A 12,999-nucleotide genomic window follows, 5' to 3' on the forward strand; every position below is an offset into this window, starting at 1 on the left:
ATGAAAAAGCTTGTCGGACATACGACAAGCTTTTTTTCATCATCTCGGCACATCGCTCGCAACAAAGGCAAAGGATAGACGATCTTGTACAGGAATCCAAGCACCGATACCTTGTGATGTAACGTTTTTCACGACAATACTTTTTTTCTTTCCTTTTAAGACGATATATACTTCGCCATACGTCACTTTTCCCTTTTCGTTTACCGCAGGGGCGTAAGCATATAAATATCCTAACTTTTTCGGCGGAACGTTATATGCTTGTTCTTTTTTCGTCCCCATACCAATCCATGTGCTGAAAGAAAGTGGCAAATTCGTTTTTTTCATTGCTGTTAAAAGCATCATTTTTTTCACATCTTCTTCGTTTGGGATGCTCGCTGTTAGCCCCCCGCGCACTTGCTTTTGCATCTCTTGTCTATATGTTAGTCGGACCGCTGTTTTCCCACCGCGATTGTCAATAAAGTTTGTATTCACTTTTTGATACTCCCAGTTCGTTGATGTTTCTGTCGATTCGTAATTCAACGGCCATTGCCCTAAATAAATCGTCGCCTCATAACCGATCGCAAATGGCGTACTTGAAATCGACGATTCATTTAAAAGACGAATTAATTCCGGATTTTCAATGTTTACATTCGCCGACTGAAGCAATTGTTTCGCTAGTTCGCTCGGTTGTAAATACGGCAAATTTTGTGTCGGATTCGGATACGTATTTTCTTTTGAAATGTCAATGACCGATGAAGGAAGTTTGACAGTTGCTTCACTAACCGTTGGCATACATGCGAAAATGAGTATCATGCTTAAAGCAAACCATCTTTTCATGGTGTAAACTCCTTTCTTTTTCCGTCGTTCATCGTTATTTTTTTCAAAAGTGAGCAATTTATCCTCTCCATAAAAAAAATCCGCCAGCGATAACTGACGGATTACAATAAATAAAATCCAATTCCCATAATCATATAAGCTGCAAGAAGTGTAGCCCCTTCAAACCAGTTCGTATCTCCATCGTTGGAAAGAACGATCGTTAATAAGACAGCTGTCACCATCGCCACAAGCTCTGGAAGCGTAAAGATGAGGGCCATTTTCGTCGGGAATGCAAGCGACACAAGCACTAATACAGGTGCAACAAACATCGCAATTTGCAGCGTCGAACCGATCGCAATTTCAACAGCAACGTTCATTTTATTTTTATATGCCATAATGATGGCGGAAGCATGCTCTGCAGCGTTTCCGACAATGGCAACAATAATGACCCCGATGAATAGTTCACTCCATCCAAATGAATGAGCGACGACTTCAAACGTATGAACTAAACTTTCGGATACGTAAGCAACCGCGACGGTGGCAATGGCTAAAATGAGCATCGCTTTTCCTTTTGACCATTCTGGCTCCTCATGTTCTTCCACATCTTCTTTATGTTGATATACACCGCGATGAGTAACGAGTTTAAAATATAACGCAGCTAAATAAAGAGCGATCATAATTATTGAAATACCGATACTTAATGATAACGTTTTTTGTTCATTCATCGTCATCGAAAATACTTCTGGAATGACAAAAGCAACTAAAATAGCAAATGTTAGTAAACCTGAATTATGACGCGCATCATATACGTTAAATGATTGCCGCTTATATTTCAAACCACCAACAAAAAACGATAAACCCGCTACAAGCAATAAGTTGCCAAGCACGGAACCCGTTAACGATGCCAACACAACACTCACTAAGCCAGCTTTCAACGCAAAAATGGATATAATCAATTCTACGGCATTGCCAAATGTCGCATTCAAAAGTCCACCGATACGAGGACCTGCCACGATTGCCAAACTTTCTGTCGCTCGTCCCATATAACTAGCGAGCGCAATAATTGTGACACAATAAACGACAAACATCGGGGTTGCAGACCAATGAAGTAAGCTTCCCGTAACAGAAAGTGGAACACCGATGACCGTTAATAAAAAAAAGATGCGTTCCATCCAATCGTCTCCTTTTCATTTATGGGATATCAACCATATTTTACACAAATCCACTCCCGTTTTCATCCGTCTTTTTCGTTGCTTCTTTTCATGAAACGTTTTAACATCGAACATAGTGAACGTATTACAGGAGGTCATTATGCAACAACGTCATTTTTTCATTTTAGTTAGCATCGTCATGATTTCAGGTCTCTCTCAAGGGCTATTGTTGCCGCTCATCTCTATCATTTTTGAACAAAGTGGGGTGCATTCATCGCTTAGCGGTATACATGCGACAGCGATGTACATCGGCGTTCTTGTCGTGTCACCGTTTCTAGAGCGTCCGCTTCGCCGCTACGGCTTTAAACGTTTAATTATGTTCGGTGGAGCGATCGTCATCGTTTCTTTGGCGATTTTTTCAGTTTCATCATCGCTTTTGTTTTGGTTTATGCTTCGACTGCTCATTGGAATTGGCGACCATATTCTTCATTTCGGTTCTCAAACGTGGATCACGTACGCTTCTCCCTCCGACCGACGAGGGCGCAACATTTCGTTATACGGCTTGTCGTTTGGCGTCGGCTTTATGATCGGACCGCTTCTCGTTCCGCTTGTTCACATACATGGGTCGTTGCCGTTCATTGTTTCATCATTGCTTAGCTTATGTGGCTGGATATTGTTATTTTTCTTGCCACATACATATCCGCGAACGGAAGAAGCAGAAAAAGTTGGAGCGACACGCTTTTTTCAAGCTTGGAAGCAAGCATGGCCAGCTTTGTTGTTGCCGTTCGGCTACGGCTTTTTAGAGGCATCGCTTCATAGCATATTTCCGATTTATGCGCTAAGAAACGAGTTAACCGTTGAGACAGTTGCGATGATGCTTCCTGCGTTTGCCCTTGGCGGTATCGCTTTTCAACTTCCGCTGGGAACGTTAAGCGATCGCTTTTCACGAAAAACGATGATTATTATTTCATTAGCTGTAGGTACCCTTTGTTTTGCTATCGCTACATGGTTTTCTTCTCCTGTGCAACTAACAATGACGTTTTTCGTTGCCGGTATGTTTGTCGGTTCGCTTTTTTCACTTGGCATGGCATATATGGCGGACTTGCTGCCAACGTCGCTTCTTCCTGTCGGCAACATTTTATGTGGTATGTTATATAGTGTCGGGAGCATATGCGGTCCTGCCATTGGTGGCGCTGTATTACAACAGCAAGAGGAATTATTTTTCTTCAGCATGAGTTCTCTTTTACTTCTTTTACTACTCGCCCAGCGCCCGTTCATAAAATTTTCAAAATATTTTTCTAAAAAACACGAAAAAAACGTTGACGTTTTTTGAACCTCTGTTATATAATACAATTAAACAAAACAAACTGTTTTAAAACAGAGGGGAGAGCGATGATGATGAGTAGAGAAGAAAGAAAAAATATGATTGAGTTTATTACAAAATTGCGGGGCTTTAACCAAGAACAGCTCGTTTATATGACAGATGCAGAAATCGAACATATTTACAACCAAACGTACTACCATTACGAAGAAATCGCAGAATAAAGAGGGATGCGTAAGCACATCCCTCTTTTTTTTTAATGATATCCGTTTTGTCCATTTGCACTGCTGCTCGTTTTATGTTTCGGACGGCTTTTTCCTTTTTGCTTTGTCCCACCGTCTTTTTTCGTCTTTTTCGTCATCGTCAATCCCCCTTCATCACTATTTTCGCTTTTAAGCGTCCTTTTTATGAGAGGGAATGACTACCGTATACGCATTTTTCCTTCTTTTTTACAACAAAAAATGGCGTTTAACTCCCCACCTAACACAATCATCATCCCTGATAAGTAAAACCAAACCATGAGCGCGATGATTCCACCCAAACTACCATACATGGCAGAATAGTTGCCAAATTGATTGACGTAATACGAAAAAGCGAGTGAAACGACCATCCATCCGACTGTTGCCAATAGCGCCCCGCTCCACACGTCACGAAACCGAACGTATTTGCTTGGCGCAAATACGTATAGTACAGAAAATACAAAAAATAAAATGATGAAACTAACGAACCAACGGATCGTTTCCCATATGTGTAAAAACACATGCGACAGTCCGAATGCAGAAAAAAGAAACGTGCCGATCATCTTCCCGAATACAGGGAAGACGAGCGCGACAATAATGACAAAAATCATCGCAAAAGTAAGCAAAATCGAAACTCCACGAGCAACGAGAAAAGAGCGCGTTTCTTTCACATCGTATGCTCGATTTAATGCCCGAATAATGGCCGACATGCCGTTCGATGCAGCCCACACCGTAGCAAGCACGCTAAAAGATAACCACTTTCCACTTTGCGATGCTATAAGTTGTTTAATGTTTGTCTCAATTAAATGCGCCGTTTCACTTGGCGCATATTGACTGAAAAAGGCGATCACATCTTCATGCGGAATCGGCAAATATGATAAAAACGTTAACAAAAACAGTAAAAATGGAAATAGCGACAGCAAAAAGAAATATGCCAACTCAGCGGATAAATCAAAAATTTCATCCTCTTCAAACCGTTTCATTAGCTCACGAACAACTGAAAAGCTAACAATCATCTCCCACCCCACCTCGCTTCTACGAGGAACGTTTACGAATCAGCTCCTCTATCCACTCCATTACTTGTGGTGTTGTTTCTTTTACTTCACTTAGTTTATTCACAATAAACTGCAAATCATTCACCATTTCGTCCACATGTTGTCGCGTTTCATGAACGGTTTCCTTTATTTCTTTTACATGATCGATCCACTCAACACACGTGTTTTTGATCGCTTGTCTCGCTTTTTTGTTTCCCAACAACAAAGCAACGCCGACGAGTACAATCCATTTCTCCTTCCCCATTGCTTCTCCCCCTCTTACAACGAGTGATCTCGTTTGATTCGCTCTAATATATGTTTACACCCTTCCTCTACTAATTCGTACACTTCTTCAAAATTTCCTGTAAAGTACGGATCAGGAACATCGTCGACACGACGATTAGGTACAAAATCCATAAAGCGAGCAATCACAGCGCGACAATCTTCGCCGACTAAGCGGCGAAGATGAGCAATATTCTCGCTATCCATACCGATGATATAATCAAATGTATGGAAATCGTCTTTCGTAACTTGACGCGCTCTCAACCCTGTAAAGTCTATTTTCTTTTCTGTTAAAATGCGCTGCGTCCCATGATGAGGAGGCTTACCGACATGCCAATTTCCCGTTCCTGCCGAGTCGACAGAAATGATGTGATCAAGCCCTTCCTGTTTGACAAGATGGCGAAACATTGCTTCCGCCATCGGAGAACGACAAATGTTTCCTAAACAAACGAATAATACACGAATCATTTCATTTCACCTCACATATCAAACAATGATACAATGAACAAAATCATACATGAAAGGATGACGATTGTGCGTTTATCAGTTGAACAAATGATTGAACAAATAAAAGAAAAACTAAAGGTTTTAAATTTTGATGCGATTAAACCGCACCATTTTGACGAGCAACTGTACGATGAATTAAAAGATATATACGATATGGTAATGAAAAAGCAATCGTTTAGTCCAAGCGAAATGCAAGCGATCGTTGAAGAGCTTGGAAGCTTACGCAAAAAGCTATAACGCCTGCCCGACGATCAATAGCGACGGATGATCGGCAAGGGCAATTTCTTCATGTGTATCTATATAACGTACGTATGGACGTTGCATATGCTCGATAATTTTTGTGACGATGGCGTTTCTTCCGTCGCTCATTTTCACCATCGTCCCCGGCAAATATGCAGGAATCGTCTCAACGAATAGCCGTACAAGCTGTTGGCTATAACGAATGCCGCTTCGTGCCATAACAATTTCCAAAGCTTCATGCGGTGGCACAAATTCAACTGAAATTAAGTTTTCATATTCATCAGCGATGGCACAAATTTGGGCGTACAAATGAATGCTTGTTTCTGTTAACCCGCGCGGCGTACCTGAACCATTCACATGTTCGTGATGTTGGTATGCTACATGCGCACATAACAAACTTAGTTCACGTTCTTTCCGTAAATATTCAAATCCTTTGACCGTATGATGTTCTTCTCCTTCTAGCGCTTTCCCAACGTCATGAAGCAACGCGCCAAGCGCTAAATCGCGCAGTTGCAAATCGTTACAATTCATTTTTTTTCCTAGTTGCAACGACAATAACGCAACGTTCACCGCATGGGCATACGGCTGTACCTCCATGGCAATGGATGTTGCAGGAATAACAGCTAACACTTTTCTTTTTTTCACTTCATCGACGAGCTTTACTGCTAGTTTAAACAACGAGCGGAGCGGTAATTCTTCGCGCTTTCGCACCGCGTCAAATGCTTCCTCTACAACATCGATGGCGTCAATCCACGATGGCATATCGAGCAACTCTTCCAAAGTAATCCCTTCAGATGCGGCATCTTCAACAAACACATAACGAATATCCATCTGTTTTAAACGTTCTACATATTTTGGATGAATTTTTCTCCCTGCCGCCAACAGCACGCGACGACGACGATCGTAAATGGGACGTGCTAATTCCATCGTTCTTTCATCATATTCTTCCAATAAAATAAGCCGCAAATATACTCCACTCCCTTCAACATCTCCCATACAAACAGTATAATCATGTTTTTTTTCGTTTGCCATGCTGTTTTTTAAAAATAAATTCCTATAGAAAAACTAGGATTGACATTCGGTTGAATTGTGTTAAAATTTAAAACAATCAAACAGTGAGGGTGATGAAGCATGATTACGTATGAAACGTGGGATGATGTCCAAAAACCTACTTTTCCAATAGATAATGAGGAAAAAGGAGCTGTACATGTATTGACATGGGCATACGACCATTACGGTGATGATCTTTTATATGCATGTAGCTTCGGTATTGAGGGCATCGTTTTAATTGACCTTATTTCTCAAGTGCGGAACGATGCTGAAATTGTGTTTCTCGATACGCATGTACATTTTGCTGAAACGTATGAAACGATCGAACGTGTGAAACAAGCGTATCCTCGCTTACGCATTCATTTGCAGTCCCCATCTTTATCGCTTGCAGAGCAAGAACAACAATTCGGGGCTGAGCTTTGGAAAAAAGATCCGAACACATGCTGTGAGCTAAGAAAAATTATTCCACTACGTCAAGCGATCGCAGGGAAAAAAGCATGGATTTCTGGACTAAGGCGGGAACAATCACCTACCCGGCAACACGTCCAATTTATAAATCTCGACAAAAAGTTCAAAAGCATTAAAGTTTGCCCGCTCATTCATTGGACGTGGAAAGATGTATGGCGCTACGTTCATCGGCACAATCTTGCCTACAATCCGCTTCATGATCGCGGGTATCCGAGCATCGGTTGCGCGCCATGTACAGCACCTGCTTATACGGAGGAAGATTTACGCTCTGGGCGATGGGCCGGGCTAGGGAAAACAGAATGCGGCTTACACGAGTCGTAAAGGGGGGAAGGCATTGGTTATAGCTGCTTTTATTATCGCCTTTTTCTTTGCGATGAACATTGGAGGAAGCGGGGCGGCAGCAACGATGGGAGCCGCTTACGGATCAGGCGCGTTATCTAACAAGCGTATCGCTTTAGTCATATGCGCTATCGCGATTTTCCTCGGAAGTTTAAGCGGAGGAGAAGTAGTAAAAACGATCGGCTCTGGTATTGTTCCTTCATCCATTTTACAAACGGAACTTGTCGTGATCGTTTTAGCTGCAGCAACGATTTCATTATTTGCCGCAAACGTTCTTGGCATCCCGCTATCAACAAGCGAAGTAACCGTAGGATCGGTCGTCGGAGCAGGAATCGCCTATCAAAGTTTATATGTCGGCAAACTGCTTTGGATCGTTTCGTTTTGGCTCATTACACCGCTTGCAGCTTTTTCGCTCGCTTTTTTAATTGGCAAATGGTTAAAACGAAAAACGTTTCAACAAAACAAATGGATCGGCTTTTTGCTTGTTATTGCTGGTTTTTTTGAGGCGTTTTCAGCCGGAATGAACAATGTCGCGAACGCCGTTGGCCCTCTCGTTGGAGCAGGCTTGTTATCGGTGCAACACGGCATCATATTCGGCGGACTGTTCGTTGCGCTCGGTGCACTTTTTTTCGGCAGTCGCGTATTAGAGACAAATGGAAAAAAAATTACCGCCTTCTCACAATTAGAAGGGTGTATTATTTCCGGGATCGGTGCAACGCTTGTCATTATATCTTCTTTGTTCGGTCTTCCCGTCCCGCTCACTCAAATTACGACATCAGCCATTATTGGTATCGGTACAACAAAAAGCGGCTTTTCGATTTGGCAAAAACAAATTGTTATTCAAGTGCTGAAAGTATGGGTCGTTTCCCCTATTTTCGCGCTAGCTGTCTCATACAGCTTAATTAAATTATTGCTTCATAGCGATATATATACAGCCATCGCCATCGTTAGCGTTTGTTTCGCTACGCTTGGCACAATGAGCTTAAAAAAGACGATGACAGAAGAGCGCCGTTCATTTCACGAGCATGGCGGCGGCATTTAATCCTAGTTATTTTATAAGAATAATAAGTTTAGGAGGCGTCTAAGATGAAACAAATTCCATTAAGTAAAGCTGAATTAAGTGATCTCGAATTACTTGCCATCGGCGGATACGAACCGCTTACAGGCTTTTTAGGAAAGGATGATTACGATTCCGTTGTCGAAACGATGCGGCTTGCAAACGGGGCAGTATGGAGCATTCCTATTACGCTTGCGGTAACTGAACACGATGCGAAACAGCTGGCGCTCGGTGACGAAGTCCAACTCGTTTATGGGAAAACGGTATACGGAACAATGGAAGTGCAACATATATACCGCCCAGATAAAAGAAAAGAAGCTCAACTCGTTTATCAAACAGACGATGTCGCACATCCAGGGGTAAAAAAGCTATTTGAAAAACCAGACGTATATATTGGTGGATCAGCTAAGCTCGTTCAACAAACAAACAAAGGAATTTTTTCTCCATTCTTTTTCACGCCAAGCGAAACAAAACAACGGTTCGCAGAGCTCGGCTGGAAAACGGTCGTCGGATTTCAGACGCGCAATCCCGTTCATCGCGCGCATGAATACATTCAAAAGTGCGCCCTTGAAATCGTGGATGGTCTTTATTTAAATCCGCTCGTCGGGGAAACGAAAGATGATGACATTCCAGCCGATATTCGCTTAAAAAGTTATCAAGTGTTGCTTGAACATTATTATCCAAAAGACCGCGTCTTTCTTGGGGTGTTTACAGCTGCTATGCGTTATGCTGGTCCGCGTGAAGCCATTTTCCATGCGCTTGTGCGCAAAAATTTCGGCTGCACACACTTTATTGTCGGCCGCGACCATGCAGGAGTCGGCAACTATTATGGCACATATGACGCACAAAAAATTTTCTTACAGTTTACAAATGAAGAACTCGGCATTACTCCGCTCTTTTTCGAGCATAGCTTTTATTGCACAAAATGCGAAGCGATGGCGTCAACAAAAACATGCCCGCACGATACAACAGCCCACGTCGTTCTTTCCGGGACGAAAGTACGGGAAATGTTAAGAGCTGGTGAAATGCCGCCAAGTACATTTAGCCGCCCAGAAGTTGTGCGCGTGCTCATGGACGGCTTACAAACAGTCGGAGGTGGACGATGATGAATATCGTTTGGCATGAAGAGAGTGTAACAAAAGAAGATCGAAGAAAAAAAAATAACCATCATAGCTTCGTTCTTTGGTTTACTGGGCTATCAGGATCAGGTAAGTCTACATTAGCCAATGCAGTCGCTAAAACGTTATTTGAACAAAACATTCACTGCTATGTGCTTGATGGAGACAACGTACGCCACGGTTTAAATAGCGATTTAGGCTTTTCTGCTGAAGATCGCACTGAAAACATTCGCCGCATTGGCGAAGTTGCGAAATTGTTCGTAGACAGCGGACAAATTGTGCTGACTGCCTTTATTTCTCCTTTTCGTCAAGATCGCCAACTTGTGCGCGACAAACTAGAACAAGATGAGTTTGTTGAAATTTATGTCCGCTGCCCGCTTGAAACGTGCGAACAGCGCGACCCAAAAGGGCTGTATAAAAAAGCGAGACGTGGCGAAATTCGCGACTTTACCGGCATTGATTCACCGTATGAACCGCCAATTTCTCCAGAACTCATCGTTGATACGGATGAACATTCCATTGAACAGTGCGTACAACAAATCATTGCTTATTTACAACATAAGCGATGGATCTAGGAGGAAAAAATGGGAAAAGTATATTTAGTCGGTGCCGGCCCTGGTGATCCTGAGCTAATCACAGTAAAAGGATTAAAATGTATTCAACAAGCGGACGTCATTTTATACGACCGCCTCATTAACGAACAGTTGCTGTCGTATGCAAAACGTGATGCGGATTTGATTTATTGCGGAAAGTTACCTAATTACCATACAATGAAACAAGAAACGATCAATCACTTTTTAGTGAAACATGCGAAAAAAGGAAAAATCGTGACGAGATTAAAAGGCGGCGATCCATTCGTATTCGGGCGCGGTGGTGAAGAAGCGCAAGCGCTTATGAAACACCACATTCCGTTTGAGATCGTCCCAGGCATTACATCGGGCATCGCTGTTCCAGCATACGCGGGCATTCCTGTAACACATCGCGACTTTAGCGGAAGTGTAGCCTTTGTCACAGGTCATCGGCGTCTCGATGCAACAGATGCGATCCAATGGGAGCATTTATCTAAAGGAGTCGATACGCTCGTTATTTATATGGGCGTCAAACATCTCCCTCTCATTTGCAAGCAGTTGCAATTGTATGGCAAGCGACCACAAACGCCTGTGGCGATTATCCAATGGGGAACGCTTCCTGAACAACAAACAATCGTAGCCACGTTACATACGATTGTCGATGTTGTGAAAAAACAGCCGGTTTCTAATCCAAGCATCATTATTGTTGGAGAAGTCGTGAAGCTACACGAACAACTTCAATGGTTTGAAACGATGATGAAAGAAAAAATTGCGCACGGAATGAGGTAGCATATGAAAGCTGTTCTATACATTTGCCACGGAAGTCGAACAAAAGAAGGACAAAAAGAGGCGATTGCTTTCGTCGAGCGCCTCTCTTCTTCCATTTCTGTACCGATTCAACACGTATGCTTTTTAGAATTATGTGAGCCGAACATTATAACAGGTGTAGAGCGCTGTGTTCGCGATGGGGCGACGACCATTTTCGCTATTCCGCTTTTATTATTGTCCGCTAACCATGCGAAGCGTGACATCCCGTTTGAACTAGAGAAAGCAAAAGAGATGTTTCCTTCTGTAACGATCACGTACGGAAAGCCATTCGGTGTACAACACGATATGATTTGTGCGCTACGCGATACGATTGAAGAAGCGGACGCCATTATGCTTGTTGGCCGCGGAAGTAGTGACAATGAGGCACAAGAAGACTTTAAGCAAATCGCCTATCTATTACAAAACGAAACAAATATTCCTGTATATCCATGTTACTTAGCAGCTGCTTCCCCTTCGTTTTCCGATGTCGTCGCCTCCCTTGCCCATGCAGCGCGCTATAAACGAATAGCTGTCGTACCATATATTTTATTTTTTGGTCAGCTGCTTAACTATATTCAAGAAACACTACAATTTTATCAAACGAGCCGTGTATCGTTTACGTTATATCCACCTGTTCGGACGTACGATGTATTAGACCGACTCATCGCAAAACAAGTGAACGAATGGATGTGAACGTATGTTTCCTCTTTTTGTACGAATGACAGGAAAAAAAGTCGTCATTGCTGGGGGAGGCCAAATCGCTTATCGTCGTCTTCTTCCGCTTCTCGATGAAGGGGCTTGCATCACCGTCATTAGCCCAACAGCTATCGATGCCATTGTTCATTTAGCTGAGCAAAAAAAAATCATATGGCATGCCCGCCACATTGAGCCGGCCGACTATGTTGACGCATTTTTCATTATTGCCGCAACGAACGATCGACATGTCAATGAACAGATCGCTACACATGCAGCACCAAATCAGCTTGTCAACGTCGCGAGCGATCATCTTGTTGGTAACGTCCATGTTCCTGCTTTTTTTTCACGTGGGAAATTAAAAATTGCGATTACGACAGGCGGAGCCAGTCCAATACTTGCTAAGGAAATAAAAGCACAGCTCGAACAAATATTTGATGAATCGATTGCTCATTACATCGAAGAGCTATATGAGCAACGGCAAAAACGAAAAGAGCCTTGACCATGTTGATCAAAGCTCTTTTTTCTTATGCTTCCAATACTAGCACTTCTAATGCAGGAGTGCGGGATACGTAACCGACGGCAACGACCGTATAAGACTTATTTGGTTGGAAGCGTACATTGGGAATAGATAAAACAACTTGATTTGTCCCTGCTACACGCACATCGACGTGCAGCTTTTCATTGACGGGCGCTTCAATATAGTCTGTTACTTTCCCAAACGAAGCATTTCTAAACAGAAGATCACCGCTCCGCAATGCAATATCTACCGCGGGGGCATCTGGTGAAAAGTGAGCAAAACGAACTTTTGCTTTACCGTATGGAGCATAAGGTTCATCAATAATCGGAAGGAGCTGCAAGCGATGCACATCACCAATGACGGCAAGCGTATAGGCCATTTTCGGCAATACGTTCACCGTCTGGCTGAAAACTGGGGACGTCGTATGTCCTGCTGGATAAATGTCGACGCGATGTTCCCCTTTCGGCACTTTCATATATTGGCTTAGTTGTTTATATTTCATATTGCGCAATACCTTTTGCCCATTAATATACACATCGACCGCTGGAGCGTTAGGTGAAGCATGAAATACGCGGACACGCCCATCGTCATCATCTCGCTCTTCCTCGCGCACCTTCACCATTTTTTCTACATACTCCATATGTTTTCGCATATACTTTTCATATTGATCTCGATCACGATATTGATAGTAACGCGCGAATAAATCGTACATAACCGCTTTTTGAATGTAGCGATCCATTTCGTTCACAACAGTCCCTCCTCGTATAGTATGTTTAGAAAGATTTTTAAATCGAATTTCCAGTTCGATA

At 42.7% G+C, this 12,999-nt stretch carries 17 protein-coding genes; 10 read left to right on the forward strand and 7 right to left on the reverse strand.

The genetic code is table 11. The features are described from left to right. Positions 1-39: 39 nt before the first annotated feature. Both V7Z64_RS07655 and cax read right to left on the reverse strand, forming a co-directional pair. A complete protein-coding gene (locus V7Z64_RS07655) occupies positions 40-792 on the reverse strand; it encodes a YfkD family protein (protein ID WP_442885096.1) in 753 nt (250 codons plus the stop codon). A gap of 125 nt (positions 793-917) precedes the next feature. Beyond that, entirely contained in the window at positions 918-1,967 is a 1,050-nt protein-coding gene (gene cax, locus V7Z64_RS07660) for a calcium/proton exchanger (RefSeq protein ID WP_297992441.1), read from the reverse strand. Between the two features lie 139 nt (positions 1,968-2,106). Between cax and V7Z64_RS07665 the strand changes: the two genes are divergently transcribed. Together V7Z64_RS07665 and V7Z64_RS07670 are read left to right on the forward strand one after the other, a co-directional pair. Further along, positions 2,107-3,279, forward strand: a complete 1,173-nt coding sequence (locus V7Z64_RS07665; protein WP_297992443.1) for an MFS transporter — start codon at positions 2,107-2,109, stop codon at positions 3,277-3,279. A 62-nt stretch (positions 3,280-3,341) separates the two neighbouring features. Further along, on the forward strand, positions 3,342-3,491 hold the full coding sequence (locus V7Z64_RS07670; protein WP_198525524.1) for a BH0509 family protein: 150 nt from the start codon (positions 3,342-3,344) through the stop codon (positions 3,489-3,491). Positions 3,492-3,688: 197 nt separating this feature from the next. Here V7Z64_RS07670 and V7Z64_RS07675 read toward each other — a convergent pair whose 3' ends face one another. Genes V7Z64_RS07675 through V7Z64_RS07685 form a run of 3 tightly spaced genes read right to left on the reverse strand, consistent with a single transcriptional unit; the run spans position 3,689 to position 5,290 of the window. Next, positions 3,689-4,522, reverse strand: a complete 834-nt coding sequence (locus V7Z64_RS07675; protein ID WP_297992446.1) for a YihY/virulence factor BrkB family protein — start codon at positions 4,520-4,522, stop codon at positions 3,689-3,691. Positions 4,523-4,541: 19 nt separating this feature from the next. After that, entirely contained in the window at positions 4,542-4,805 is a 264-nt protein-coding gene (locus V7Z64_RS07680) for a glycine/betaine ABC transporter substrate-binding protein (protein ID WP_297992448.1), read from the reverse strand. Positions 4,806-4,819: 14 nt separating this feature from the next. Further along, complete coding sequence (locus tag V7Z64_RS07685; RefSeq protein ID WP_297992450.1) at positions 4,820-5,290, reverse strand: low molecular weight protein-tyrosine-phosphatase; 471 nt, start codon at positions 5,288-5,290, stop codon at positions 4,820-4,822. Between the two features lie 57 nt (positions 5,291-5,347). Here V7Z64_RS07685 and V7Z64_RS07690 point away from each other — a divergent pair, with 57 nt between their 5' ends. Next, positions 5,348-5,566, forward strand: a complete 219-nt coding sequence (locus tag V7Z64_RS07690; protein ID WP_035045394.1) for a DUF1128 domain-containing protein — start codon at positions 5,348-5,350, stop codon at positions 5,564-5,566. Here V7Z64_RS07690 and V7Z64_RS07695 read toward each other — a convergent pair. Beyond that, positions 5,561-6,535 carry an HD-GYP domain-containing protein gene (locus V7Z64_RS07695; RefSeq protein ID WP_297992453.1) on the reverse strand — a complete coding sequence of 325 codons (975 nt, stop codon included), beginning with the start codon at positions 6,533-6,535 and terminating at the stop codon, positions 5,561-5,563. The genes V7Z64_RS07690 and V7Z64_RS07695 overlap by 6 nt on opposite strands. 165 nt (positions 6,536-6,700) lie before the next feature. Between V7Z64_RS07695 and V7Z64_RS07700 the strand changes: the two genes are divergently transcribed. The 7 genes from V7Z64_RS07700 to V7Z64_RS07730 are packed head-to-tail and all read left to right on the forward strand — an operon-like array spanning position 6,701 to position 12,172. After that, positions 6,701-7,408: a phosphoadenylyl-sulfate reductase gene (locus V7Z64_RS07700; RefSeq protein WP_297992454.1), complete on the forward strand. Its 708-nt coding sequence runs from the start codon at positions 6,701-6,703 to the stop codon at positions 7,406-7,408. A 13-nt stretch (positions 7,409-7,421) separates the two neighbouring features. Beyond that, positions 7,422-8,468: an inorganic phosphate transporter gene (locus V7Z64_RS07705; RefSeq protein ID WP_219985704.1), complete on the forward strand. Its 1,047-nt coding sequence runs from the start codon at positions 7,422-7,424 to the stop codon at positions 8,466-8,468. 44 nt (positions 8,469-8,512) lie between these two features. Further along, on the forward strand, positions 8,513-9,589 hold the full coding sequence (gene sat, locus V7Z64_RS07710) for a sulfate adenylyltransferase (RefSeq protein ID WP_297992457.1): 1,077 nt from the start codon (positions 8,513-8,515) through the stop codon (positions 9,587-9,589). Continuing rightward, positions 9,589-10,176 (forward strand): adenylyl-sulfate kinase, encoded by a 588-nt coding sequence (gene cysC / locus V7Z64_RS07715; RefSeq protein WP_297992458.1) that lies wholly within the window; start codon positions 9,589-9,591, stop codon positions 10,174-10,176. Before sat ends, cysC begins: the two co-directional genes overlap by 1 nt. Positions 10,177-10,185: 9 nt before the next feature. Then, entirely contained in the window at positions 10,186-10,959 is a 774-nt protein-coding gene (gene cobA / locus V7Z64_RS07720) for a uroporphyrinogen-III C-methyltransferase (RefSeq protein ID WP_003398596.1), read from the forward strand. A gap of 3 nt (positions 10,960-10,962) precedes the next feature. After that, entirely contained in the window at positions 10,963-11,670 is a 708-nt protein-coding gene (locus V7Z64_RS07725; RefSeq protein ID WP_297992459.1) for a sirohydrochlorin chelatase, read from the forward strand. 4 nt (positions 11,671-11,674) lie between these two features. Next, positions 11,675-12,172 carry an NAD(P)-dependent oxidoreductase gene (locus V7Z64_RS07730; RefSeq protein ID WP_003398594.1) on the forward strand — a complete coding sequence of 166 codons (498 nt, stop codon included), beginning with the start codon at positions 11,675-11,677 and terminating at the stop codon, positions 12,170-12,172. A 25-nt stretch (positions 12,173-12,197) separates the two neighbouring features. Here the strand turns inward: V7Z64_RS07730 and V7Z64_RS07735 are convergent, their stop codons facing one another. Continuing rightward, positions 12,198-12,929, reverse strand: coding sequence for a DUF4397 domain-containing protein (locus tag V7Z64_RS07735; RefSeq protein ID WP_297992464.1), 732 nt, complete (start codon positions 12,927-12,929; stop codon positions 12,198-12,200). Between the last annotated feature and the right edge of the window lie 70 nt (positions 12,930-12,999).

Source organism: Anoxybacillus sp. (assembly GCF_036834105.1).
Classification (GTDB): Bacteria; Bacillota; Bacilli; order Bacillales; family Anoxybacillaceae; genus Anoxybacillus.